18 protein-coding genes are annotated in these 25,817 nt (G+C 69.7%); 3 read left to right on the top strand and 15 right to left on the bottom strand.

The window, feature by feature from the left end; translation table 11 throughout:
* Window positions 1-29: 29 nt before the first annotated feature.
* The 5 genes from J2847_RS08545 to J2847_RS08565 all read right to left on the bottom strand — a co-directional run bounded on the left by J2847_RS08545 (window position 30) and on the right by J2847_RS08565 (window position 5,956).
* A complete protein-coding gene (locus tag J2847_RS08545; protein WP_209778603.1) occupies window positions 30-887 on the bottom strand; it encodes an ABC transporter permease in 858 nt (285 codons plus the stop codon).
* Complete coding sequence (locus J2847_RS08550) at window positions 887-1,867, bottom strand: ABC transporter permease (protein ID WP_209778604.1); 981 nt, start codon at window positions 1,865-1,867, stop codon at window positions 887-889. Before J2847_RS08550 ends, J2847_RS08545 begins: the two co-directional genes overlap by 1 nt.
* A 190-nt stretch (window positions 1,868-2,057) precedes the next feature.
* Window positions 2,058-3,704: an ABC transporter substrate-binding protein gene (locus tag J2847_RS08555; RefSeq protein WP_209778605.1), complete on the bottom strand. Its 1,647-nt coding sequence runs from the start codon at window positions 3,702-3,704 to the stop codon at window positions 2,058-2,060.
* 113 nt (window positions 3,705-3,817) lie between these two features.
* Complete coding sequence (locus tag J2847_RS08560) at window positions 3,818-4,594, bottom strand: class II aldolase/adducin family protein (RefSeq protein WP_209778606.1); 777 nt, start codon at window positions 4,592-4,594, stop codon at window positions 3,818-3,820.
* Window positions 4,595-4,633: 39 nt separating this feature from the next.
* Window positions 4,634-5,956: a M20 family metallopeptidase gene (locus tag J2847_RS08565; RefSeq protein WP_209778607.1), complete on the bottom strand. Its 1,323-nt coding sequence runs from the start codon at window positions 5,954-5,956 to the stop codon at window positions 4,634-4,636.
* A 289-nt stretch (window positions 5,957-6,245) separates the two neighbouring features.
* Between J2847_RS08565 and J2847_RS08570 the strand changes: the two genes are divergently transcribed.
* Complete coding sequence (locus J2847_RS08570) at window positions 6,246-7,193, top strand: LysR family transcriptional regulator (RefSeq protein WP_085552697.1); 948 nt, start codon at window positions 6,246-6,248, stop codon at window positions 7,191-7,193.
* A 41-nt stretch (window positions 7,194-7,234) separates the two neighbouring features.
* Here the strand turns inward: J2847_RS08570 and J2847_RS08575 are convergent, their stop codons facing one another.
* Both J2847_RS08575 and J2847_RS08580 read right to left on the bottom strand, forming a co-directional pair.
* A complete protein-coding gene (locus tag J2847_RS08575; protein WP_209778608.1) occupies window positions 7,235-8,110 on the bottom strand; it encodes a 3-hydroxybutyryl-CoA dehydrogenase in 876 nt (291 codons plus the stop codon).
* Between the two features lie 341 nt (window positions 8,111-8,451).
* A complete protein-coding gene (locus J2847_RS08580; protein WP_209778609.1) occupies window positions 8,452-10,032 on the bottom strand; it encodes a sigma 54-interacting transcriptional regulator in 1,581 nt (526 codons plus the stop codon).
* A 263-nt stretch (window positions 10,033-10,295) separates the two neighbouring features.
* Between J2847_RS08580 and J2847_RS08585 the strand changes: the two genes are divergently transcribed.
* Window positions 10,296-11,612: a D-amino acid dehydrogenase gene (locus tag J2847_RS08585; protein ID WP_209778610.1), complete on the top strand. Its 1,317-nt coding sequence runs from the start codon at window positions 10,296-10,298 to the stop codon at window positions 11,610-11,612.
* Window positions 11,613-11,721: 109 nt separating this feature from the next.
* Here J2847_RS08585 and J2847_RS08590 read toward each other — a convergent pair whose 3' ends face one another.
* The 8 genes from J2847_RS08590 to lldP form a co-directional block, all read right to left on the bottom strand.
* Window positions 11,722-12,804: a PDZ domain-containing protein gene (locus J2847_RS08590; protein WP_209778611.1), complete on the bottom strand. Its 1,083-nt coding sequence runs from the start codon at window positions 12,802-12,804 to the stop codon at window positions 11,722-11,724.
* A gap of 220 nt (window positions 12,805-13,024) precedes the next feature.
* Window positions 13,025-13,237 (bottom strand): hypothetical protein, encoded by a 213-nt coding sequence (locus tag J2847_RS08595; protein WP_209778612.1) that lies wholly within the window; start codon window positions 13,235-13,237, stop codon window positions 13,025-13,027.
* A complete protein-coding gene (locus tag J2847_RS08600) occupies window positions 13,237-16,683 on the bottom strand; it encodes a pyruvate carboxylase (protein ID WP_209778613.1) in 3,447 nt (1,148 codons plus the stop codon). Before J2847_RS08600 ends, J2847_RS08595 begins: the two co-directional genes overlap by 1 nt.
* A gap of 129 nt (window positions 16,684-16,812) precedes the next feature.
* Complete coding sequence (locus tag J2847_RS08605; RefSeq protein ID WP_209778614.1) at window positions 16,813-17,502, bottom strand: LutC/YkgG family protein; 690 nt, start codon at window positions 17,500-17,502, stop codon at window positions 16,813-16,815.
* Window positions 17,495-18,928 (bottom strand): LutB/LldF family L-lactate oxidation iron-sulfur protein, encoded by a 1,434-nt coding sequence (locus J2847_RS08610; RefSeq protein ID WP_209778615.1) that lies wholly within the window; start codon window positions 18,926-18,928, stop codon window positions 17,495-17,497. The genes J2847_RS08605 and J2847_RS08610 overlap by 8 nt, the downstream gene beginning before the upstream one ends.
* The gene (locus J2847_RS08615) at window positions 18,921-19,688 is read right to left on the bottom strand and encodes a (Fe-S)-binding protein (RefSeq protein WP_209778616.1); all 768 of its coding nucleotides are present in this window, start codon (window positions 19,686-19,688) and stop codon (window positions 18,921-18,923) included. Before J2847_RS08615 ends, J2847_RS08610 begins: the two co-directional genes overlap by 8 nt.
* 14 nt (window positions 19,689-19,702) lie before the next feature.
* Window positions 19,703-22,576, bottom strand: a complete 2,874-nt coding sequence (locus J2847_RS08620) for an FAD-binding and (Fe-S)-binding domain-containing protein (protein ID WP_209778617.1) — start codon at window positions 22,574-22,576, stop codon at window positions 19,703-19,705.
* 100 nt (window positions 22,577-22,676) lie between these two features.
* Window positions 22,677-24,386 (bottom strand): L-lactate permease, encoded by a 1,710-nt coding sequence (gene lldP, locus J2847_RS08625; RefSeq protein ID WP_209778618.1) that lies wholly within the window; start codon window positions 24,384-24,386, stop codon window positions 22,677-22,679.
* Between the two features lie 581 nt (window positions 24,387-24,967).
* Between lldP and J2847_RS08630 the strand changes: the two genes are divergently transcribed.
* Window positions 24,968-25,738 (top strand): FCD domain-containing protein, encoded by a 771-nt coding sequence (locus J2847_RS08630; protein ID WP_209778619.1) that lies wholly within the window; start codon window positions 24,968-24,970, stop codon window positions 25,736-25,738.
* Window positions 25,739-25,817 lie beyond the last annotated feature (79 nt).

Below are 25,817 nucleotides of genomic sequence, written 5' to 3' on the forward strand. Positions count from 1 at the left end.
GGCCTGGGAAAGAGGGGCGGGTCATGGTCTCACCCCCGCGAGCGGGCGAGCTTGGGGTTCAGCGCGTCGTTCAGCCCCTCGCCGACGAGGTTCAGCGCCAGCACGGTCAGCACGATGGCCAGACCGGGGAAGAAGCTCATCCACCATGCCTGCCGGATCACGGTGCGGGCGGCGCCGATCATGTAGCCCCAGCTCATCGCGTTGGGGTCGCCGAGGCCGAGGAAGCTCAGCGAGCTTTCCAGCAGGATCGCCGTCGCCACCATCAGCGAGGCCGAGACGATGATCGGCGACAGGCTGTTCGGCAGGATCTGGCGCAGGATGATCGTGGTGTTCGACTGGCCGGTGGTGATGGCGGCCTGGACGAACTCGCGGGTGCGCAGGCTCATGAACTCGGCGCGGGCCAGCCGGGCCAGCGGCGGCCAGCTGACGATGGCGATGGCGGCGACGATGGTGGTCAGGCTCGGCGTGAAGATCGCTACCAGCACCACGGCCAGCACGAAGTTGGGGATGGTCTGGAACAGCTCGGTGAAGCGCATGATCGCGTCGTCCACTCGGCCGCCGTGGAACCCGGCCAGCGCGCCCAGCGTCACCCCGATGGCGAGCGCGGCGGCGGTGGAGGTCAGGCCGATCAGCAGCGACACCCTGGCACCATGCGCGATGCCGGCCGCGATGTCGCGCCCCAGCATGTCGGAGCCCAGCGGCGAGCCTTCGGACAGCGGCGGCTGGAACGGCGCGGTCGCCATGTCCCACGGATCGCCGGGGAACAGGACGGAGGCGAAGGCCGCCAGCACCAGGATTCCAGCCAGGATGACGAGGCCGAAGACGGCGCCCTTGTTGCGGGCGAAGGCCTTCCAGAAATCCCCGGAGGAGGAGGAAAGTTTCAACATCAGCGTGCCGCCTGGATGCGAGGATCGACGAGGCCGTAGAGGATGTCGGTCAGGATGTTGAAGAGGATCACCATCACCGAGGTGACGAGGAAGATGCCGAGCAGGACCTGATAGTCGCGCTGCAAGACCGCCTCGAAGGCCAGCCGCCCGATACCGGGCCAGGCGAAGACCGTCTCGATCAGGATGGAGCCGCCGACCAGCTGCCCGGCCTGGATGCCGGCGACCGTGATGACCGGCAGGATGGCGTTGCGCAGGACGTGGCGGGTGACGATGTGGGATTGCGACAGGCCCTTGGCCTTGGCGGTCTTGACGAAATCCTGGCCGCGCACCTCCAGCATCGAGGCGCGGGTGAGGCGGGCGTAGCCGGCCATGTAGAACAGCGCCAGCGTGATCACCGGCAGGATCAGGTGCGCCGCCACGTCGGCGGCGTGGGCCAGCCCGGTGTAGCCGGCGCCGATGGTCTCGTAGCCGAAGGCCGGCAGCCAGCCGAGCTGGATCGAGAAGAGCAGGCTCATCATCAGGCCGATCCAGTAGATCGGCGTCGCGTAGGCCAGCAGGGCCACGACGGTGATGGCGCTGTCCGCCCAGGTGCCGACGGTGATCGCCGCCAGCGTGCCGAGCGCGACACCGGCGGCCAGCGCCAGCAGGAAGGCGGTCAGGGTGAGGATCAGCGTCGCCGGCAGCCGCTCCGCCAGGATGTCCCACACCGGCCGCTGCTGGCGGTAGGAGAAGCCGAGGTCGCCCTGCGCGATCTTGCCGACATAGGTGGCGAGCTGTTCGTGCAGCGGGCGGTCGAGGCCGAACTGCTGGCGGAGCTGTTCGACGAACTTCTCGTCGGCGGCGCCGGCCTCGCCCGCCATGACCATGGCGGGGTCGCCGGGGGCGGCGTGGACGAGGAAGAAGTTCATCACCACGATGGCGATCAGGATCGCGAGCGCCTTGACGAGGCGGCTCGCGAAGAGGTGGGCGAATCCCAGCATGGGCGTGGTTCCTAAGCTGAACGCCCTCTCCCGTCCCGGGAGAGGGAGGGGACCCGCGCGAAGCGTGGGGAGGGTGAGGGGCCATCGGAGCATGGATCAGGTCGCACGCCCGATAGCCCCTCACCCTTCCCGCTTCGCGGGCCCCTTCCCTCTCCCGGGGCGGGAGAGGGAAAGTCAAACGGAGACGGCCTTACTTCGCGGCCAGCCAGACGTCCTCGTAGGTGTCGTTGACGCCGATGGCGGTCTTGTTGGCGTTCCTGACCCGCTTGTCGAGGAAGGTCGGGAACTCCATCTCCAGCAGCCAGACGACCGGCAGCTCGTCGGCCAGGATCTGCTGGACCTCGCTGTAGTCGGCCTGACGCTTGGCCGGGTCGATCTCGCGCGCCGCACTGGCGAAGAGCGCGTCCACCTTGGGGTTGGAATAGCCCATGGTGTTGGTGAACAGCACGCCCTTGCGGATGTTGTCCGAGATGTAGGTGCGCGCCACACCCAGCGCCGGGTCGCCGTACTGGTAGAGGAAGTTGGTGGTGATCTCGTAGTCCCAGTTGGCGACGCGCTGGCTCCAGCCGGCGGCGTCGGTGCTCTCAAGCGTCACGGCGATGCCGGCCTTGCCGAGCGCCTGCTTGAGATACTCGCCGAGCCGCGTCCAGGTCTCGCCGTAGGGCATCGGCATGATCTTGACGGTGGCGCGCACGCCCTTGGCGTCCGGCTTCAGGCCCATTTCATCCAGCAGAGCCTTGGCCTTCTCGATGTTCGGCTCGTAGGTGGTGACCTTCGGGTCGTAGAACTTGACCACCGAGTTGATCGGGCCGGTCGGCACGCGGCCGAGGCCGAACCAGATCTTGTCGCGGATGAACTTGCGGTCGATGGCGTAGGCGATGGCCTTGCGGAAGCGCTTGTCGTCGAGCGGCTTGACCCGGTGGTTGATCTCCAGCCAGGACATCGGCGCGACGAATTCATAGCCCTTGGTGCTCAGCTCCAGGTTCGCCAGCGTCTTCAGGCGCGGAACCTCGAAGGGTTCGACGTCGCTGTACTGGGTCTGCTGGACCTGACCGCTCTCCAGCGCCAGCGAGCGGCTGGCGGCGTCGGGGATGACGCGGAAGGTGATGCCGTCGAGGTAGGGCAGGCCGGCCTTGTAATAGGCCTCGTTGCGGACGAGCTGGATGTGGCTGCCCTTGACCCATTCCTTCAGCTTGAAGGGGCCGGTGCCGATCGGCGTCGCGTTGGCCGGGTTGGCGCGGAAGTCGGTGCCTTCATAGAGGTGGGCCGGGACGATCGGCGCCGACGACACCTCGAAGGATTGCAGGAAAGCCGGGAACGGCTCCTTCAGCTTGAACTCGACGGTCAGCTCGTCGGGCGCGGTGATGGACTCGCAGCGGGCGAAGACGGCGCGGGCGCGCGGGTGGACCTCCATCAGGAACTTCGAGGCCGAGAAGACGACGTCCTTCGCGGTGAAGGGCTTGCCGTCGTGCCACGTCACGTTCTCGAACAGCTTGAAGGTGTAGGTCAGCCCGTCCGGCGAGACGGTCCAGCTCTTGGCCAGCGAGGGCAGCGGGTTGAGCTTCTGGTCGTAGGTCAGCAGGCCCTGGTAGATCTTGCCGGCGACGGTCTGGGTCGGGCCCTGCTGATTCAGGCCGAGCATCAGGGTCGGCGGCTCGGGCTGCACGATGCTGTTGAGGACACCGCCCTTGACCGGAGTCTCCTGCGCCATGGCGGGGGCAGCGGTCAGGCCGGAGAGTGCGGGAATGGCGAGCACGGCGGCGAGCAGGCCGGCGGCCGTCGCGCGCTGCACGGCGAGGGGGAGGCCGAACTGGAAGCCGGAAATCGAACGTGTCATTGCGGTTGTCCTCGTCTCCGAAGGGAAAGGCTGTGGCGACCCTGTTTCCTGGTTTTTTGGTTCAGCGCGGCCCGGTGGGGCTGCCGGTCATCGCGGCCCGGTCGGGCTGCCGGTCATCGCGGCCCGGTCGGGCCGGTGGTGCTGTCGAGCCAGCGCAGCAGCGCGTCCCATTCCAGGACGCCGGCGCGCGGGTAGGCGTGTTCGTATTGGCGGGCGGTGTGCTCGCAGACATCGTGCGGCGGGGTGATCAGCGGGCGGCCGCCGGCGAGCGCCATCACCTGCTGGCGGCAGGCCTGCTCCAGGTAGTACATCAGGATCGCCGCCTCCGGCACGTCGCGCCCGACGGTCAGCAGGCCGTGGTTGCGCAGGATCAGGCTGTGGTGGCTGCCGAGATCGGCGACCAGCCGCTCGCGCTCGGCCAGATCGAGCGCGATGCCTTCGTAGGCGTGGTAGGCGATGCGGTTGTACCAGCGCAGCGAATGCTGGGTGATCGGCAGCAGCCCGTCGGCCTGGGCGCTGACCGCCATGCCGGCGTCGGTGTGCAGGTGGATGACGGCGCCGGCATCGTGCCGCGCCCGGTGCACCGCGCTGTGGATGGTGAAGCCGGCCGGATTGACGGCGTCGCCGTCGCGCGCCTCCACCAGATTGCCGTCGATGTCGACCTTGACCAGATTGTCCGGCGTGACCTCGTGGAACATCAGGCCGTAGGGGTTGATCAGGAAATGATCGGGCGTGTCGGGGATGCGGGCCGACATGTGGGTGTAGATCAGGTCGGTCATGCCCAGCCGGTCGAACAGACGGTAGGCGGCGGCGAGATCGGTCCGCGCCTTCCACTCGACGTCGGAGCAGCGGCGGGTGGAGCGGGGGGCGTGGGTGGCGTTGGCGATCATGGCGTGTCGGTCTCTCGGGAGGCTCGAAAACAGGCGGAATCAGGCGGGTTCCAGGCCGCACCAGCCGGCGATGAACAGGGCCAGCACGCGGGTCACGTCGCGCACGCTGTCGAGCGACACCGACTCGTCGATGCCATGGATGCGCGTCGCCTCGGGGCCGTAGCAGGTCGCCGGGGTGTCGCCGTACAGCGCGAAGAAGCGGGCGTCGGTGGTGCAGGTCAGGGCGACGTGGCGCGGCTCGTCGCCGCGCACGGCGCGGTGGCTGTCGGCCAGCATCGCCAGCAGCGGGTGCTTGGGGTCGATGGCGCAGCCCTCGGCCTGGAAGCCGGTCCACACCAGCTCGGCCGACACGCCGGCCAGGGCCGGGTCGTCGCTGAGCGCGCGGGCCAGCGCGTCGGCAACCTCGTCGCGCACGGCGCGCGGATCCTGGCCGGGGTAGAAGCCGAGCCGCAGATCGACCGCGCAGCGGGTCGGCACCGAGGAGGTCCACTCGCCGCCCTCGATCCGCCCGAGATTGATGTTCAGCGGGTGCGGGTGGTCGCAGAAGGCGTGGTGGCGGCGGCCCGGCTCGTTCCAGCGGACCTCCAGCGCCTTCAGGTGGGCGGCGAGCGTTGTCGCGGCCTCGATGGCGTTGGTGCCGGCGGCGGTGTCCAGCACATGGGCCGGCGTGCCGGTGACGGCCAGCCGCACCCACATGACGCCGACCTGGGCGATCGACAGCGTGTGGTTGAAGGGTTCCGGAATCACCGCCGCGTCGGCGCGGTAGCCTCGGTGCAGGCAGGCCAGCGCGCCGTTGCCGGTGCACTCCTCCTCAATCACCGACTGGAGATAGACCGGGGCGGCCGGGCGGTAGCCGAGGCTCGCCAGCGCCTCGAAGGCGGCGGTGTAGGCGGCGATGCCGGCCTTCATGTCGCCGGCTCCGCGCCCGTAGAGGCGGCCATCGGCGATGCGCGGCTCGAAGGGCGGGGTGGTCCACAGCTCGGCCGGGCCGGTGGGCACGACGTCGATGTGGCCGTTGAGGATCAGCGAGCGGCCCCTGGCCTCGCGCGGACGGTGCACGCCGACGACGTTCGCGCGGCCGGCGTAGGCGTCCGGCAGAACCGGCGGGGAGAAGCCGGGCAGCGACGAAATCGCCGCCTCGTCCACCTCGAAACGGTCGACCTCCAGCCCCAGCGCAGCGAAACGGTCGGCCATCAGCGCCTGCGCCCCGGCCTCCGCGCCCAGCAGCGAGGGCTGCCGCACCAGATCGGACAGCAGCCCGACGCAGCGCGCCTGCGCCGCGTCGGCGGCGTCGATGATGGCGGCGCGCAATCCGGCGTCGGGCAATCCGTTTTCGCTGGTGGGGGCCTTCGAAACGCTCATTCCTGTTTCCCGTCGCGTTTTAGAAAAAGACAAGCCATGAGGGTTTCGGCCCTATCCTTCCGGATATGGCCGCCATACTGTGATCTTATGCTTTGTGCGTTGCGGCGATGTTTGGGGCCGCGATGGAATGATTAGGCCGTCCCGACCGGCCATGGCGCAAATAAGCATTTTTCATTTTGCCCATGAATCTGATTTATGCCGCAGTTGCTCACTGGGCGTTCATGTGCATAGAATTTGGCCAGACCCAAGCCTGCCACCCGAACAGGCAGCCGAGCGAACGAGGGATGCGGTGAACGAAACCGAGGCGGAGCGCCAAGCTCTGGCCCGTCTGGGGCAGCAGCTCGACTGGAATCTGCTGCGCACCTTCATGGTGATCGTGCAGGAGGGCAGCATCACCAAGGCCGCCGTGCGCCTGTTTTTGACGCAGCCGGCGGTCAGCCTCGCCCTGAAGCGGCTGGAGGAACAGCTGGGCCGTCCGCTGATCGACCGGGGACCGGGGCGATTCGCCGTCACCGCCGCCGGCGAGCAGGTCTATGACGAGGCGGTGTCGATCCACGGCACGGTGTCGCGGCTGGGCGCCCTGGTGCGCGACGCCAAGGACGGGGTCAGCGGCCACGTCCACATCCTGATGACCAGCCGCATCCAGACCGCGCTGTTCGACCGCTCGCTGCGGGAGTTCCACAAGCTCTACCCGCAGGTGACCTTCCGCATCGACGTGATGGCGTCGGCCGACGCGCACATCGCGTTGCAGCAGCGGATCGGCGCCATGGCGATCTGCCTGCTGCGCGAGCCGATTCCGGGGCTGGCCAGCATGGTGTTCCTGCGCCAGACCTACCGGCTCTATTGCGGGCCGGACTTCCGGCTGTTCGGCCGGCGCGACATCGACATCGCCGAGCTGCGGCGCGAGAATTTCGTGTCCTTCACCTCGGACCAGATCGACGGCGCCCTGTCGCCGCTGACCCTGTTCCGGGCGCGCGAGAGCTTCGCCGGCCGCATCGTCGCGTCGTCCGCGAATCTGGAGGAGGTGCGGCGGCTGATCCTGTGCGGGCTCGGCATCGGCCCGCTGCCCGACCACATCGCGGCGCGCGACGTCGAGGACGGGCTCCTGTGGGAGCTGCCGCCCTACGAGGGCGTCGCCCCCGTCAACATCCACCTGATCTGGAGCGAGCAGGGCAAGCTGAACCGGGCGGAACGCGCGTTCCTGGAGTATTTGCAGACGGTCGCGGCGGAGGTGTAGCTGTCCCTCTCCCGGGACGGGAGAGGGACAAGAGCGCCCGCTTACTTCGAATAGTCGTAGAAGCCCTTGCCGGTCTTGCGGCCGAGGTGGCCGGCGTCGACCATCTCCTTCAGCAGCGGGGCTGGGCGGTACTTCGGATCGTTGAAGCCTTCGTAGAAGACGTTCATGACGAACAGCATGGTGTCGAGACCGATCAGGTCGGCCAGCGCCAACGGGCCGATCGGGTGGTTGCAGCCCAGCTTCATGCCGGTGTCGATGTCCTCGGCGGTCGCCAGACCCTCCTGAAGCGCGAAGATCGCCTCGTTGATCATCGGGCAGAGGATGCGGTTGACGGCGAAGCCGGGGCTGTTCTTGGCGGTGATCGGCGCCTTGCCGACGCGCTTGGCGAAGGTTTCCGCCGCCGCCAGCGTCGCGTCGGACGTTTGCAGGCCGCGGATCAGCTCCAGCAGCGCCATCATCGGCACCGGGTTGAAGAAGTGCATGCCGATGAAGCGGTCGGGGCGGTCGGTCGCGGCGGCCAGCTTGGTGATCGAGATCGACGAGGTGTTGGTGGCGAGCAGCGCCTCGGGCTTCAGCGTCTCGCAGAGCTCCTTCAGGATCTTGACCTTCAGGCCCTCGTTCTCGGTCGCCGCCTCGATCACCAGATCGCAGTTGGCGAGCTTCGCCTTGTCGGTGGTGGCGGTGATGCGGGCGAGCGCCTCGTCGCGGGCCTCGACCGTCATCTTCTCCTTCTTGACCAGACGGTCGAGGCTGCCGCCGACCGTCTTCAGGCCGCGGGCGACGGCCTCCTCGGAGATGTCGGTCATCACCACGGTCAGGCCGGCGGCCGCGCAGATCTGCGCGATGCCGTTGCCCATCGTGCCGGCGCCGATGACGCCGATGGTCTCGATGGCGATGGTTCCCGTGCTCTCGGTCATGGTCCCAATGTCCCTTTGTTGGTCTCGCGGGTGCAGCAGCTTCTACACCGTTTCCTGTTGCACTGCGATGACTTGTCCATCGGCCACGCTGCCGCAGGGGGTGTCGCAGCCCTCCGCGCACAGGCGAATCCGGCCGGTCCCGGCCATCCACGCGGCGCGGTTTCGATTGCTTTGCCAACGAATTGTCATCGGTCCGCCCCGCTCCCCCGCCACTCCCTTCTCCGTCCCGTGGCCGGGGCGGTCGCCGGGGGGAAGGAAAGGCCGACGACCGGCATCCGCCGCCTCCGCGCCATCGGCCGGGCCCGACTCGGCGCTCCGGAAAGCCGGCCCCAGCGGCATCCTCATCGGTCCGGAATCCCGTATTTCCGCAGCTTGTTGGCGATCATGGTGTGCGAGATGTCGAGCCGGGCCGCCAGCTTGCGGCTGGACGGGAAGCGGGGATAGAGCCGGCGCAGCAGCGCCCGTTCGAATCCCTCCACCGCCGCCTCCCAGCTTTCGACCTCATCCACGCCGTCGGCCGCCGCGCCGGGGTTACCCGGCTCCATGCCGGCGCCAGCCAGTTCCAGGTCGGCGGCGTCGAGGAAGGCGCCGTCGCTCATCGTCACGGCGCGGAAGATGACGTTCTCCAATTGGCGGACGTTGCCCGGCCAGCGGTTGGCGAGCAGCGCCGCCCCCGCCGCCGCGGTCAGCCGGCAGGGCGGGCGCCGGGTCTGGGCGCAGGCCCGCGCGATGAAGTGCCGGGCCAGCAGCAGGATGTCGTCGCCGCGCTCGCGCAAGGGCGGCACATGGAGGGACAGCACGTTCAGGCGGTAGAACAGATCCTCGCGGAAGCCGTGCTCGGCGACCATCGCCTCCAGCGGGCGGTGGGTCGCGCTGACGACACGGACGTCGACCTTCTGCTCACGCTCGCCGCCGACGCGGCGGAAGCTGCCGTCGTTGAGGAAGCGCAGCAGCTTGGCCTGGAGATAGGCCGACATCTCGCCGATCTCGTCGAGGAAGACGGTGCCGCCGTGCGCCAGCTCCAGCAGCCCCGGCTTGCCGCCGCGCTGCGCTCCGGTGAAGGCCCCGGGGGCGTAGCCGAACAGCTCGCTCTCGGCCAGATTCTCCGGCACGGCGGCGCAGTTCAGCGCCAGGAAGGGCTTGTCGGCGCGCGGGCTGGCGCGGTGGCAGGCGTGGGCGATCAGCTCCTTGCCGGTGCCGGTCTCGCCGAGGATCAGCAGCGGCGCCTCCACCGCCGCGACGCGGGCGGCCCGCGCCTTCAGCCCGCGCACCGGCGGGGAGTCGCCGAGGATCTTCTCGAAACCGCCCTCGTCGAAATTCTGCAAGGCGTCCAGCCGCTCGCCGATGCGCGCCGGGGCGAACAGGGTGACGACGGCGCCTTGGACAGCACCCTGGACGGCACCCTGGGCAGCGTCCGCCGCGTCCTGGTCGATGATCGGGGTGACGTCGATCAGGAAGGGCTGGCCGTTCAGCGTCGCCTCGCGGCCGGGGATGCGGAAGCCGCCGCCGGTCAGATCGCGGGTCAGGGCCGGGTCGCCGAGCAGCGCGCCAAGATCCGCTCCCGTCAGCGCCGCCTCGGGGACGCCGGCCACCGAGGCGGCGGCGGCGTTCGCCACGACGACATGGCCGGCGCGGTCGACCGCCAGCACCGGATCGGGCAAGGCCGCCAGCAGCGCGTCGAGGTGCAGCCGCCGCCGCGTTCCTGGCAGCATGTCGATGGCGGTGACCGACCGCACGCCCTCGATGCCGCGCAGGGCGTCGCCGAGCGCCGGAAGGGTGGCCGGATCGAGGCCGGGGGCGTCGATGTGGATGTGGGGCGGATCGACCTCCACCCCGACGACGTTCAGCCGGCGGATGGCCAGCACGGCGAGGATCTCGTGGGCGATGCCGACCCGGTCGGCGAAGGTGACCTCGATGCGCATGGCGGACCTTGGCGGGGAGCAGGCGCCAAAAACTGTACCGGAAAATTTACGCCGTATCAAAATCTTTACAGTGACAGTAATTCACTGAAACTGAAAGAAATTTCCCTTCTCCACTTGATCGGGACGGTCGGCCCGTAAACTTCTGTGTACAGCCGGGCTCCCCAGCGTTCCCCAATCTCCAGCGTTTCCGCCACCGCACCGTCTGGCATCGCTCTTGCTAACCCGCCTTCCAAGCGACTTCATGATCCTCGGGAGCCAGTCACATGCGCGTGATCGTTCTGGGCAGCGGCGTCATCGGTGTCTCCACCGCCTATTATCTGGCGCGCGCCGGCCATGACGTGACGGTGATCGACCGCCAGAGCGGCCCCGCGCTGGAAACCAGCTTCGCCAACGCGGGCGAAGTCTCGCCGGGCTACTCGGCCCCCTGGGCGGCGCCGGGCCTGATGCTGAAGGCCATCAAGTGGATGACCATGAAGCACTCCCCGCTGGTCATCCGGCCGAAGCTGGATCCGGCGATGTGGTCCTGGTGCCTGAAGCTGCTGATGAACGCCAACGAGGCCAGCTACCAGCTCAACAAGAGCCGGATGGTCCGCATCGCCGAATACAGCCGCGACTGCCTGAAGGCCCTGCGCGCCGAGACCGGCATCGCCTATGACGAGCGCACGAAGGGCACCTTCCAGGTCTTCCGCACGCAGAAGCAGATGGACGCCGCCGGCTACGACATGGCGGTGCTGGAGCGCTACGGCGTGCCCTACAGCCTGCACGACCGCAATGGCTTGAGCGCCGTCGAGCCGGCGCTGGAGGGCGTGAAGGAGAAGCTGGTCGGCGGCCTGCTGCTGCCGGGCGACGAGACCGGCGACTGCTTCCTGTTCACCAACCGGCTGGCCGAATTCGCCGCCAAGCGCGGCGTCGCGTTCCGCTACGGCGTGAACATCCGTGGCCTGGAGAGCGACGGCCGCAAGGTCACCGGCGTCGTCACCGACCAGGGCACCCTGACCGCCGACAGCTACGTCGTCGCCATGGGCAGCTACTCGCCCAAGCTGGTCAAGCCCTTCGGGCTCGACCTGCCGGTCTACCCGGTGAAGGGCTACTCGCTGACGCTGCCGATCACCGATCCGGCCGGCGCCCCGGAATCGACGGTGATGGACGAGACCCACAAGGTCGCCGTCACCCGGCTGGGCGACCGCATCCGCGTCGGCGGCACCGCCGAACTGGCCGGCTTCGACCTGACGCTGCGCCCGCGCGGCCGGGGTCCGCTCGACCATGTGGTCAGCGACCTGTTCCCGCGTGGCGGCGACCTGTCGAAGGCCGAGTTCTGGACCGGCCTTCGCCCCAACACGCCGGACGGCACGCCGATCGTCGGCCCGACCCCCGTGCGCAACCTGTTCCTCAACACCGGCCACGGCACGCTGGGCTGGACGATGGCCGCCGGATCGGGCCGGCTGGTCGCCGACGCGGTCGGCGGCCGCCAGACCGAGATCGACCTGGACGGCCTGACCGTCGAGCGTTACGGCCGCAAGCCCGCCGCGACGGCCGTCTCGCGTCCGGGCGCCGTCCGTCCGGCCGACGCCCGGTCGTAAAGGCACGCGGGGCGACCGGCTCCACGTCTCCCTTCGTATGCCCGGCCTTGCGCCGGGCATTCACGACCGCGAACCATTACCCAGGAGTTGCCTGCCCGCCGGTTCCGCCTCACGGCGCCGGCGGCGACCAGGCCAACTCCGTCAGCGGCTTGCTCTGCCGCAGCGATTCGTACACCGCCGCGCCCTTCTCGCGCTCCGTCTCGCACAGCATCAGCAGCACCTCGGCGTCCGCGCTGACCGACGAGCACACCTTCGAATCCCGGTTGCAGTTCAGCCGCCGAAGCGGCGCCAGCCATTTGCCGGGCTGGGCCTTCTGCGCCGCCAGTTGGAAGGCGGCCACCAGTTTGGCGCTCTCGCCCTCGCTGCCGTCGTTGCGCACCGTGAGCAGCGGCGAGCGCACGCCGCTCGTGAAGAAGCTGGAGGTCGCCAGCTGCGCCACGCAGTAGCGCTCGCGCTCCGGTGCCGGGGCCAGGACCGGCGCATCGGCATACACCGCGCCCGGCGGCAGCGCCGGGGTGCTGCTGGCGATGGGGCCAACGATCAGCTCGCGCAGCTCGCGGGCGCGCCACAGCTTCACCAGCACACTCTGCCCGTCGGGCACCACGCCCAGAGCGCGGCGAATCTGCGCCGCATCGCCCACCGCGACGCCACGCACCTCCAGGATCACGTCGCCGCTCCGGATGCCCGAAAGCTCGGCCGCCCGGCCCGGCATCAACTCCGTCACCAGCAGACCACGCGGCGCCTCCAGCCCCACGGCCCGCGCCAGCTCGGCCGTCAACGGGCCGACGGCCGCCCCCATCGCCCCCTGCGGTTCGTTCGCCACCGCCGGTGCCGGCGACGCACCACCGGCACCCGCCACCGCTCCCGTGTCCGCCGCCGCACAGCGCTGCTCCGCCATGACTTGGCGCACCGCCTTGACGTTGACCACCACCGCCTCACGGTACGCCGGATCCACCGAGCGCAGTTGGTCGCTGTGCCATCGCAGCTGCGTCGCCAGCGTCTGGCAGTCCGTGCCCCGGTAGGAGGGAACCGTGTCGGCCACCAGCGACGCCTCCGACGGCATGCTCGCCGCGTTCATCGCCCCGATCGCCAGCCCGGCCGGATCAAGCGCGCAACCCGACAGCAGCGCCGCTCCCGAAGCCGCCACCAACGCCGCCATCCATGCCGTGGCCCCTGTGCGAACCCGCTGCATCAACCCCGTCTCCCCCATGTGGCGGGCGGCCATGTCCGGCATGATCGGCGCATCGAAACCTTGAGCGACGATTTCCCGGACGGGAGGCCCATCCGCCCGTCTCGGGACGCAGTGTGCCCGCTCCAAAGTGGTAAGAAAAGCGGCGGGAATCGTGAGCCGCGCCATTCACCAGCCAAAACATCGCAAGTTGCGATGGGGGCGGCACCGCACGTCCGCCGTCCTACCGCCCCATGGCCCGCGCCGCGCGGCGGAAGCGGGTCATGGCGAGTTCCAGAAGCGCCGAGTCGCTCACCGGGGCGCCGTCCAGCAGATGCCGGGCGGCGCCCTTCTCGTGCGGGCCGGGGTGGCGGCGCACCTGATGGCCGAGGCGCCGCAGATGCAGGATCGCCTCGTAGAGCCGCGCCGGCTCCTCCGCGAGGGTGCGCCGCTCCATCACGCCAGCACCAGCAGCAGGTCCTTGGTCTCGACGTTGCGGCCCTGCTGGGCGACGATGCGCTCGACCGTGCCGGCCCGCTCGGCGCGCACCGTGGTCTCCATCTTCATCGCCTCCAGCGACAGCAGCGCGTCGCCGGCCTCCACCGCCTGGCCCGGCTGGACCAGGATGCCGGTGACGAGGCCGGGCATCGGGGCGCCGACATGGGACGGGTTGCCGTCCTCCGCCTTCGGGTGGGCGGCGCGGGCCGGGGCCACCTTGCGGTCGCTGACCTTGATGGTGCGCGGCTGGCCGTTCAGCTCGAAGAACACCGCGCGGCGGCCCTCCTCGTCGGCCTCGCCGGTCGCCAGATAGCGGATCAGCAGCGCCTTGCCCGGCTCCAGCTCGACGCCGGTCTCCTCGCCCTGCAACAGGCCGTGGAAGAACACCGGCGTGGAGAGCACCGACACGTCGCCGTGCGTCTTGCGGTGCTGGCAGAAGTCGGCGAACACCTTCGGGTACATCAGGTGCGAGGCGAGCTGCCGGTCGTCGATCACCAGGCCGAGCTTCGCGGCGACGGCGGCGCGCTCGGCCTCCAGGTCGGCCGGCGGCAGGATGGCGCCGGGCCGCACCGTCAGCGGCGCCTCGCCCTTCAGAACCTTGCGCTGCAAGGCGTCGGGGAAGCCGCCCGGCGGCTGGCCCAACTCGCCCCGCATGAGCTGGACGACCGATTCCGGGAAGGCGATCTCCTTCGCGGGGTCGAGGATGTCGTCCTCGCTCAACCCGCCGGTCACCATCACCAGCGCCATGTCGCCGACCACCTTGGAGGTCGGCGTCACCTTCACGATGTCGCCGAACAGCCGGTTCACCGTGGCGTAGGCGCGCACCACGTCGTCCCAGTGATGCTCCTCGATGCCCAGCGAGCGCGCCTGCTCGCGCAGGTTCGTGTATTGCCCGCCCGGCATCTCGTGCCAGTAGACCTCCGAGGAACCGGAGCGGATCGCGCTCTCGAAGGGCGCGTAGGCGGCGCGAACCTCCTCCCAGTAATGGCCGATCCGGCGGATCGCCTCGGCGTCGAGCCCGGTGTCGCGCGGCGTGTGGCGCAGCGCCGCCGCGATGGAGCCCAGCGGCGGCTGCGAGGTCAGGCCGGACAGGCTGTCCATCGCCGCGTCCACCGCGTCCACCCCGGCCTCGACGGCGGCCAGCACGCTGGCGGCGCTGGCGCCCGAGGTGTCGTGGGTGTGGAAGTGGATCGGCAGCCCGACCTCCTCCTTCAGCGTGCGCACCAGCAGCGAGGCGGCGGCCGGCTTGCACAGGCCGGCCATGTCCTTGATGCCGAGGATGTGGGCGCCGGCCGCCTCCAGCTCCTTGGCGAGGCTCACGTAATAGCGCAGGTCGTATTTCGGCCGCGCCGGGTCGAGCAGGTCGCCGGTGTAGCAGATCGCCGCCTCGCACAGCGCCCCGGTCTCGCGCACCGCGTCGATGGCGACGCGCATGTTCCCGACCCAGTTCAGGCTGTCGAAGACGCGGAAGACGTCGATGCCGCCGGCCGCCGCCTGTTGGACGAAGTGGCGCACCACGTTGTCGGGGTAGTTGGCGTAGCCGACCGCGTTCGACGCGCGCAGCAGCATTTGCAGCAGCAGGTTCGGCATGGCGGCGCGCAGGCCGTCGAGCCGCTCCCACGGGTCCTCCCTGAGGAAGCGCATGGCGACGTCGAAGGTCGCCCCGCCCCAGCATTCGACCGAGAACAGATCGGGCAGCAGCCGGGCGTAGGCCGGCGCCACCGCCAGCAGGTCGTGGCTGCGCACGCGGGTCGCCAGCAGCGACTGGTGGGCGTCGCGCATGCTGGTGTCGGTGACCAGCGTGCGGGTCTGCGCCTTCATCCAGCGGGCGACGGCCTCGGCGCCCTCGGCGGCGAGCGTCTGCTTCAGGCCGGGCGGCGGGGCGACGCGGCCGACCGGCGGGGCCTTGGGTTCGGCCGGGCGGGGGTGGGCGCCGGGCTTCAGCTCGGGGTTGCCGTTGACCATGACGTCGGCCAGGAAGGTCAGCAGCCGGGTGGCGCGGTCGCGGCGCGGCTCGCGCTGGAACAGTTCGGGCGTGGTGTCGATGAAGCGGGTGGTGTAGGTGCCGCCACGGAACTGCGGGTGGTCGATCAGCGCCTCCAGGAAGGCGAGGTTGGTCGCCACGCCGCGGATGCGGAACTCGCGCAGCGCGCGGTCCATGCGGGCGATGGCCTCCTCGGGCGTCGGCGCCCAGGAGACGACCTTTTCCAGCAGGCTGTCGTAATGGCGGGTGATCAGCGCGCCCGAGAAGGCGGTGCCGCCGTCGAGCCGGATGCCGAAGCCGTTGGCGCCGCGATAGGCGGTGATGCGGCCGTAGTCCGGGATGAAGCTGTTGTCCGGATCCTCGGTGGTGATCCGGCACTGGATGGCGTGGCCGGTCAGGCGGATGTCGCGCTGTTCCGGAACGCCGCTGGCGCCGCCGCCGATCAGGGCGCCGGCCGCGATGCGGATCTGCGCCTTCACGATGTCGATGCCGGTGACGACCTCGGTGATCGTGTGCTCGACCTGGACGCGCGGGTTGACCTCGATGAAGTAGAAGGCGCCGCTGTCGGCGTCCATCAGGAACTCCACCGTGCCGGCGTTGCGGTAGCCGGCGGCGCGGGCCAGCTTCAGCGCGGCGTCGCACAGGCCGAGCCGCTCGTCGGTGGTCAGGTAGACGGCCGGGGCGCGCTCGACGACCTTCTGGTTGCGGCGCTGGACGGTGCAGTCGCGCTCGAACAGGTGGACGAGGTTGCCGGCGGCATCGCCGAGGATCTGCACCTCGACGTGGCGGGCGCGGCGGACCAGCTTCTCCAGATAGACCTCGCCGTTGCCGAAGGCGGCCTGGGCCTCGCGCCGCGCGGCCGCGACAAGGTCGGGGAGGTCCTTCGCCGTCTCGACGACGCGCATGCCGCGCCCGCCGCCGCCCCAGCTCGCCTTCAGCATCAGCGGGTAGCCGACCTCCCCGGCCAGGCGCGCGGTCTCGGCCGGGTCGTCGGGCAGGGCGCCGGTGGCGGGCATCACCGGCACGCCGGCCGAGACGGCGAGGTTGCGGGCCGCCACCTTGTTGCCGAGCAGCCGCATGGTGTCCGGCGACGGGCCGACGAAGGTGATGCCGTTGGCGGCGCAGGCGTCGGCGAAGGCCGGATTCTCCGACAGGAAGCCGTAGCCGGGGTGGATGGCGTCGGCGCCGGTCTGGAGGGCGACGGCGATGATGGCGTCGATGTCGAGATAGGCCTCGATCGGCCCCTTGCCCTCGCCGATGCGGTAGCTCTCGTCGGCCTTGAAGCGGTGCAGCGCGAAGCGGTCCTCGGTGGAATAGACCGCGACGGTGGGAATGCCGAGTTCGGTGGCCGCCCGCAGCACGCGGATGGCGATCTCGCCGCGGTTGGCGACCAGGAGTTTGCGGAAGGCGGGCGTCGGCATGGCGCGGGTCCTCGAAGATGGGCGAGAGGGCGGGCAGGCGCGAGGGGCAGGCGCGAGGGGCAGGCGCGCGGAGGCGCACCGGCGGTCATGATGGATCAACGTGTCGGCGGACCGCTTGTCAGCGGCCTCCTAGCGGATGACGACGACGATCAGCCGCTTCGGACCGTGGACGCCGTAGGCCAGCGTCTGCTCGATGTCGGCCGTCTTGCTGGGGCCGGAGATCAGCAGCGCGTTGGTCGGCATGCCCTCGGCCCAGCGGTTGTCGCGCATCGCCTGCCAGAAGGTGTCGTACAGCGCGTCGGCGCGCAGCAGCGCCACATGGATGTGGGGAACGAGCGAGAGCAGGCGCGGCTCCTCGACGCTCGGCCACAGGATCAGGCTGCCGGTCTCGGCGATGGCGCCCAGCGTGGAGGTGAGGCCGGCGTCGATGCCCTCGAAGAGCCGTTCCTTGAAGGCCTCGACCGGACGGTCGTAGGGGACGAGGGTTAGGTTTCCCTCACCCCGACCCTCTCCCCGGGGGGGAGAGGGGGGAAAAGCGGAGGCGAGAGTGGCGCCATCCGGCGTCGCCGGGGCGTAGAGCAGGGTCGCCGCCCCTTCGCGCACCAGGAACTCCCGCACCACGACGGACCAATCGGCCTCGGTCGCCTCCAGGAACTCGGTGTGCACCGCCTCCATCAGGCGGCGGATGCGGGGGAGCCGCTCCTCCGGCGCCCAGCGCTTCTCGGCCAGCACGGTGGTGTCGGACGGCGGCGGTGTCACCGGATGGGCGTCGCGGTTGGTCCGCAGCTTGGCCAGGATGGCCGAACGGGCGTCAGACATCGGGAATCCCCTTCTCGCGGGCCAGATCATGGAGCGTGCGCGACGCGAAGCGCGGCTTGGCCCGCACGCTGGTCCATTCCTTCAGCAGCGGCAGCCCCGTGGGCGCCGCGTTGCCGAGCTTGCTCATCGCCATGGTCGCGATCTTGTAGGCGGTCGGCGAGGCGTTCATCGCCGCCCAGCCCTTCCACACCATCGCCTCGGCCTTGCTGGCCTGGGCGCCGGCATCCTTCACCGCGTCGCCGGGGCGCACCGCCTCGACGCGCAGCCGGCCCATGATCTCGACGATGGGAATCCGGACCGGGCAGATCTCGACGCAGGCGTTGCACATGGTGCAGGCGTGGGGCATCTCGCCGCGCTTGGCCAGACCCTCCATCTGCGGCACCAGGATCTTGCCGATCGGGCCGGGGTAGGGCGCCTCGTAGGCGTGGCCGCCGACCTTGGTGTAGACCGGGCAGTGGTTCATGCAGGCGCCGCAGCGGATGCAGCGCAGCGTGTCGCGCAGCTCCGGGTCGGCGTAGACCGACGACCGCCCGTTGTCGAGGATCACCAGATGGATCTCGCGCGGGCCGTCCAGCTCGCCCTCCTTGCGCGGCGAGGTGATCATGTTGACGTAGGTGGTGATCGGCTGGCCGGTGGCGGAACGCGGCAGCAGGCTGATGACCGGCGGCACGTCCTCCAGATGCTCGACCACCTTCTCCAGCCCCATGAAGGCGATGTGGACCGGCGGCACCGTGGTGCACATGCGGCCGTTGCCCTCGTTCTCGATCAGGCAGAGCGTGCCGGTCTCGGCCACCGCCGCGTTGACGCCGGACATGCCGACGTCGGCGGTCATGAACTTCTTGCGCAGGATGCGCCGCGCCAGATCGGTCAGGTAGGCGGCGTCCTCGATGCTCTCCGCCTCCTTGATCTTGCGCTTGAACAGGTGGGCGATCTGCTTGGTGTTCAGGTGGATCGCCGGCATGATGATGTGCGACGGCATGGTGCCGTCGAGCTGGACGATGTACTCGCCGAGATCGGCCTCCAGCGCCTCGATGCCGTGCTGCTCCAGGAAGGCGTTGAGGTGCATCTCCTCCGTCACCATCGACTTGCCCTTGACGGCGAGCTTGGCGTCGACGCGCTTCATGATGCCCAGCACGATGGCGTTGGCCTCGGCGGTGGTCGAGGCCCAATGCACCTGGATGCCGTTGCGGGTGCAGTTCGCTTCCAGCGTCTCCAGCAGTTCCGGCAGCTTGGCGAGCGTGCGCAGCCGCACGCTGGCCGCCAGCGCCCGCATGTCGTGCCACTCCTTGGCGTCGGCGAACTGGACGGCGCGCTTGCTCATCAGGCCGTCCATGGCCCGGCGGAAGTTGCCGCGAAGCTGCGGGTCGAGCAGCGCCGCCTTCGACGCGGCGGCGAAGTTCACGGCCTGGGGGGGATGCTCAGCCATGGAGGCGCTCCTTCAGGAACTGGGCGATGTGCTGGCCCTGGACCGGCTTGCGCCCGCCCTCCAACGCGCCGTTGATGTTCAGCAGGCAGCCGCAGTCGCCCGACACCACCCGCCTGGCGCCGGTCTGCTCGATGTCCGCCACCTTGTCGCCGACCATCGCCGCCGAGATCTCCGGGTGGCGGACGGCGAAGGTGCCGCCGAAGCCGCAGCATTCCTTCTCGCGCTTCAGCTCGACCAGCTCGACGTTGGCGAGCTGGCGCAGCAACGCCTTCGGTTCCTCGACCACGCCCATCTCGCGCTGGGCGTGGCAGGAGGCGTGCCAGGTGACGCGCATCGGCTCGCCCTTGTCCTCCAGCCTGACGTCGAGGACCTGGACGAGGAACTGCGTCAGCTCCCAGACGCGGGACGAGACGTTCACCGCCTTCGCCTCGTCGGGCTCGCCGTGGAACAGGTGGGGCCAGTGCTTCCTCATCATGCCGGCGCAGGAGCCCGAGGGCACCACGATGGGCAGATCCTCGGGAAACAGGTCGAGCTGGGCGCGGGCGACCTTGAGCGCCTCGTCGCGGTAGCCGGAGTTGTAGGCCGGCTGGCCGCAGCAGCTCTGCCCCTGCGGGAAGACCACGGTCAGTCCCTGGGCCTTCAGCAGCTCCATGCCGGCCATGCCGGCCTCGGGATAGAACAGATCGACCAGACAGGTTCCGAAGAAATAGACCTTGCTCGGCCGGGGCGGGGTCGGCTGGGGCGCGGTGGCGGTGGTCATTGCACGGTGTCCTGTCAGAAGGCGGGTTCGGGCGCGCGGGCGGCCGGGGCCGTGGCGGCCTTGGGGCGCGAGCAGGCGTCGACGAGGTAGACGATCGAGCGGTAGGGCAGGCCGGCGTGGTCCGACAGGCCGATCTCGCAGGTGCGGCTGGTCGAGTAGCCGGAGCTGGCCCCCGCCGGCACGTCCTTCTTCAGGTGGCGCAGCGCGTGGGCGTTGAGTTCCGGCGTCGAGAAGCCCTTGTCGCCGGCGAAGCCGCAGCACCCCACATCCTCGGGCACCACCACCTTGCTGGAGCAGGTCCTGGCGATGGCGGTCAGCGTGGAGTCCAACCCCATGCGGCGCGTGCTGCACGTCAGGTGCAGGACGACCGGCTCATCGCTCCTGACGATGTCGAGGCGGGGCAGGGCGTGGAGGTGCAGGAACTCGGCGATGTCGAGGATCCCGAGGCCGCTCTCGGCCGCCCGCTTCTTCAGGCGGAAGGCGCAGGGGCTGGTGTCCATCACGATGGGCAGCGCGCCGTTGCCGCTGGCCTTGGCGAGCGCCGCCAGCATCGCGTCGGCCTTGGCGTCGGCCTGGTCGGCGAGGCCCTTGCTCTCCAGCGACATGCCGCAGCATTGCGAGGACAGCTCCTCCGGGTAGATCACCCGGAAGCCGGCCTTGCGCATCAGCCCCTCGACCTTCTCGGGCAGCGGGACCTGCTCCGGATCCCCGGCCGACGGGCCCATGGTGCGGCTGACGCAGCTCGGGATGTAGACGACAGCAGGTTGGGCCGCCGGCTGGCTCTCCGCCGCCTTCTCCGCCAGCGGCGTGAAGCGGACCGGAGTCGGCATGTTGCGCGGCAGGCCGGGCAGATGGCCGGCGGTCAGCGCGCGGGCGGCGGTGCTGACCGCTTCCGGACCGGCGACGCGGCGGGCGAGGTCGGCCAGCCGCAGGCCGGTGCGCGCCACGCCCAGCACGCCCCCCATGTGGTCGGCGACGAAATCACCGACCTTCCGGGCGACGGCGCCGCGATTCTGGCCGCGCAGCGCCTTGATCAGCAGCCCCGTCTCGATGCCGACCGGGCAGGCGGTGGAGCACAGGCCGCAGGCCGCGCAGGTGTCGATGCCCTGGTAGTCGTAGGCGTCGCTCAGCGCCGCCAGCCGGGCCGGGTCGGCGCCGTCGCGGGTCAGGCGGGAGATCTCGCGCCAGCCGACGATGCGCTGGCGCGGCGACAGCGTCATCTTGTGCGACGGGCAGGTCGGCTCGCAGAAGCCGCACTCGATGCAGGTGTCGACCAGCGGGTGGGCCGGCGGCATCGGCTTGAGGTTCTTGAGATGCGCCTCGGGGTCGCCGTTCAGGATCACGCCGGGGTTCAGCAGCCCCTCCGGATCGAACAGCGCCTTGATCTCCTTCATCAGGCCGTAGGCCTGCGGCCCCCACTCCATCTCGACGAAGGGGGCCATGTTGCGGCCGGTGCCGTGCTCGGCCTTCAGCGAGCCGTCATAGCCCTGCACCACCATGGCGCAGACGTCGTCCATGAACTGGCGGTAGCGGTCGACCTCGGCGTCGGTGTCGAAGGCCTGGGTGAAGACGAAGTGCAGGTTCCCTTCCAGCGCGTGGCCGAAGATGATGGCCTCGCTGTAGCCGTGCTTGAGGAACAGCGCCTGGAGTTCGACCGTCGCCTCGGCCAGCCGCTCCAGCGGGAAGGCGACGTCCTCGATGATGACGGTGGTGCCGAGTTCGCGGATCGCGCCGACCGCCGGGAACAGGCCCTTGCGGATCTTCCAGAAGCCCTCGCAGGCCTTGGCGTCGGTGGTGAAGGCGCCCTCGCCGATGGTGACGGTCGTCGCCAGCACGGCGGCGATCTCGGCGAGCTGGGCGTCGAGCGCGGCCGGGCTCTCGGCGCGGGTCTCGACCAGCAGGCAGGCCACGTCCGGACCGAAGCCCCTGATCTGCGGCGGCATGCCCGGCTTGTCCTCGATGGAGCGCAGCGAGGCGCGGTCCATCAGCTCCACCGCCGAGACCGGAGTCGCCTTCAGCAGGGCGACGGCGCGGCAGGCCTCGGCGATGTCGGGGAAGAACAGCAGGGCGCTCGCCTTGTCGGCGTGCTCCGGAACCGTGTGCAGGGTGATGGCGGAGATGAAGCCCAGCGTCCCTTCCGACCCGACCAGCAGATGCTGGAGGATGTCGATGGGATCCTCGTAATCGACCAACGCGTTCAGGCTGTAGCCGGTGGTGTTCTTGATGCGGAACTTGTTGCGGATGCGCTCGGCCAGGGGCTCGTCGGCGCGGGTCCGCGCGCCGAGCTCCGCCAGGCTGTCGAGCAGGGGCTTGTGGCTGCGCCAGAAGGCGGCGCGGCTGCTGGCGTCGCCGGTGTCGAGCACGGTGCCGTCGGCCAGCGCCAGCCGCATCGAGGCCAGCGTCCGGTAGGTGTTCTGCGCGGTGCCGCAGCACATGCCGCTGGCGTTGTTGGCGGCGATGCCGCCGATCTTGGCGGTGGCGATGGAGGCCGGGTCGGGACCGATCTTGCGGCCCAGCGGCGCCAGCTTGCGGTTGGCCTCGGCGCCGATGACGCCGGGCTGGAGCGTGACCGTCGCGGCGTCGGGCGCGATCGCGCAGCCGCGCCAGCCGTCGCCCAGCAGGACGAGCACGCTGTCGCTGACCGCCTGACCCGACAGGCTGGTGCCGCCGGCGCGGAAGGTGACGGGCGCCTTGTGCCCGCGCGTCACGCGCAGCAGGCGGACGACCTCCTCCTCGGTCTCGACGATGGCGACGATCTTGGGAATGAGACGGTAGAAGCTGCCGTCGGTGCCGTAGGCCAGCGTCCGCAGCGGATCGGTGATCAGGCGGGCTTCGGGCATGAACTCCCGCAGCTCGGTCAGCACGCGCTCGTAGGGGACGGGCAGCATCGGTCCGGTTCCTTCGGCTGGAATGAGATGGCTTCAAGGAAAAGGCCGGTCGGACGGGCGAACCCGTCCGACCGCAGTCAGGAGAGTCGGTCGCGGAGGATCAGGGGATCATCCACTGGAAGTAGTAGGCCTGGAGCACCGTGATCACGCCGATGATGGCGACGAAGAACAGGCTGTGCTTCAGGGTGAAGCGGAACAGGTCCGCCTCGCGCCCGACCAGACCCACGGCGGCGCAGGCCACCGCGATGGACTGCGGCGAGATCATCTTGCCGGTGACGCCGCCGGTGGTGTTGGCGGTGACCATCAGGATGTCCGACAGGCCGAGCTGCTGCGCGGTGGTCGCCTGGAGGGCGCAGAACAGCGCGTTGGACGAGGTGTCCGACCCGGTCAGGAACACGCCGAGCCAGCCCAGCACCGGCGAGAAGAACGGGAAGGCGTTGCCCGTGCCGGCCAGCAGCAGCGCCAGCGTCGAGGACAGGCCCGAGTAGTTGGCGATGAAGGCGAAGGCCAGCACCATGCCGATCGAGTAGATCGGGCGGCGCAGCTCCAACAGCGTCTCGCCGAAGGTCGAGACGGCCGTCGAGGGCTTCATGCGCAGGAAGAAGACGGTGACGATGGCGGTCAGCAGGATCGCCGTGCCGGTGGCGGCCAGCAGGTCCAGCTTGTAGACCGCGTCGTAGGGCTTGGGCGAGGCGACGATCGGGGCGACGCGCATCACCAGCTGGTGCAGCCCCTCGACCGGGAAGTACAGCACCGTCGAGGCGAGCGCGCCGGTCTTGGCGAACAGCGCCTTGAAGGGGGCGAGGCTCCACACGGTGACGATGGCGGTCAGGACCAGGAAGGGCGACCACGCCTTGATCACCTGACCCGACGTGTAGGCCGGGGCGTTGCCGGCCAGCGCGGAGGCCGGGGTGGCCATGGCGCCGACCGAGGCGGCCGCCGGGCCGCGAACAGGGGCGCCCATGGCGCCGGCGTTCTCGAAGCGGAAGATGCGCTTGGGCTTCCACACCTTCAGGAACAGCGTCAGGCAGACGAGGCTGAACAGGGCCGACGTGATGTCCGGCAGCTCGGGGCCGATGAAGTTCGAGGTGAAGAACACGCCGACGGCGAAGGAGGTGCCCGCCACCAGCACGGCCGGCCACGTCTCGCGCACGCCGCGGAAGCCGTCCATGATGAAGACGATCCAGAAGGGCACGAACACGGCGAGCAGCGGCAGCTGGCGGCCGGCCATCTGGCCGATCTTGAAGGCGTCCAGACCCGTCACCTGGCCGGCGACGATCATCGGGATGCCCATGGCGCCGAAGGCCACCGGGGCGGTGTTGGCGATCAGGCAGAGGCCGGCGGCGTAGAGCGGGTTGAAGCCGAGGCCGACCAGCAGGGCCGCCGTGATGGCGACCGGCGCGCCGAAGCCCGCGGCGCCTTCCAGGAAGGCGCCGAAGGAGAAGCCGACCAGCAGCATCTGGAGGCGCTGGTCCTCGGTGATCGACAGGATCGACGAGCGGATGATGTCGAACTGCCCGGTCTTGACCGTGATCTTGTAGAGGAACACGGCGCCGACGATGATCCAGGCGATCGGCCACAGCCCGTACAGGAAGCCGTAGACCGCCGAGGCGAAGCCCATGCCGAGCGGCATCTTGTAGAAGAAGATGGCGACGAGCAGCGCGATGGCGACCGTGATGGTGGCCGCGACATGCCCCTTCATCCGCAGGAAGGCCAGGGCGACGAAGAAGAAGATGATCGGCAGCGCGGCGACCAGCGCCGAAACCCACAGGTTCCCCGCCGGATCATAGACTTGCATCCAAGGTTGCATTTTATCTTCCATTCAAAGTTTGACCGCGCCGTCCCTCGTCAAAGGCCGGCGGCGGCGCGATCAGAACCCGAAGGCGACCATCGGCGCCGTGGCCGGCCCCCACATCGGCGCGAACGGCGCCGGCGGGGCCGTGCCGTTCATCGGGGCGTGGGTGCGGGACCGGATCATCCGAGGGCTTCCTCCGCGAGGGGCGTGGGTTCCAGACCTAGAAAAGTCGGGGAGGAGGCCGGTCGTCGGTCGGCCCGCCATGCGGCAAGCCAACAGCGTTCGCCGCCGCCGGACCGGCGGCGACGCGGAACGCCTTCTCGGCGGGTCCGTCCTATCCCCAGAACAGATGGACACCCTTGACCAGGAACCGGATCGGGACAGAATCCTTCGCCGGGGACCTCAGTCTGGACGTCTCTTATCCATATGACGTTTGCTGGATAAAAGATTTGACCATACCGTGCAACGGTAAAATCATTGGGTGGTCGATGCACTTTCGTAGGGGGGTGGGGCCACCGGGATGCGGCGGCAGTGGACGCTGTTGGAATCCATGGGGTATTGAAGACACCGAGACGCGCAGAAGGACCGCCTACCCAATGCAGGGGACGATCAAACCCGCCAAGCTGGCCGACGCCATTGCCGAGCATCTGGAAAAGCTGATCCTGGAGGGCGCGCTGCGTCCGGGCGAGAAGCTGCTGGCCGAACGCGAGCTGGCGGCCAAGCTCGACGTGTCCCGCCCCTCGCTGCGCGACGCCATCGCCAAGCTGGAGGAGCGCGGGCTGCTGGTGACCGGGCGCAACGGCACCCACATCGCGCAGTTCCTCTCGCACATCGGCGACCCGCTGGTGGCGCTGCTCCAGAACAACCCAAAGACGACCTTCGACTATCTGGAGTTCCGCGGCTCGATCGAGGCGCAGGCGGCGATGCTGGCGGCCCAGCGCGCCACCGACCTCGACCGCGCCGGCATCGGCGCCATCGTCGCCCGCATGAAGGCCGCCCACGGCAAGGACGACAGCTCGGAGGAGGCCGACTCCGACGCCGACCTGCATCTGGCGATCTACGAGGCGGCCCACAACATCGTCATGCTGCACATCATGCGGACCCTGTCCAACATGCTGCGCAACGACGTGTTCTACAACCGCGCCGACCTCTACTCGCGCCAGGGCGTGCGCGACCTGCTGCTGGCCCAGCATCTGGACATCGCCGACGCGGTGCTGACCGGCGACCCGGCCCGCGCCCACGCGGCGGCGACCGCGCATGTCGAGTACACGCTGAAGACCCTGCGCGAGATCCGCGAGAACGACGCCCGGCTGGAGGTTTCGCTGCGCCGGGTCGGCCGCACCGACCTGATCGATACGTCCGCTTAACCAACGGATGGTAAAAAGGGCGTCTGGCTGCAACCGGCCGCGCGCGCTACACTTCGTCACCGAAACGGGACCGACCGAC

The organism is Azospirillum agricola (assembly GCF_017876095.1).
Taxonomy (GTDB): domain Bacteria; phylum Pseudomonadota; class Alphaproteobacteria; order Azospirillales; family Azospirillaceae; genus Azospirillum; species Azospirillum agricola.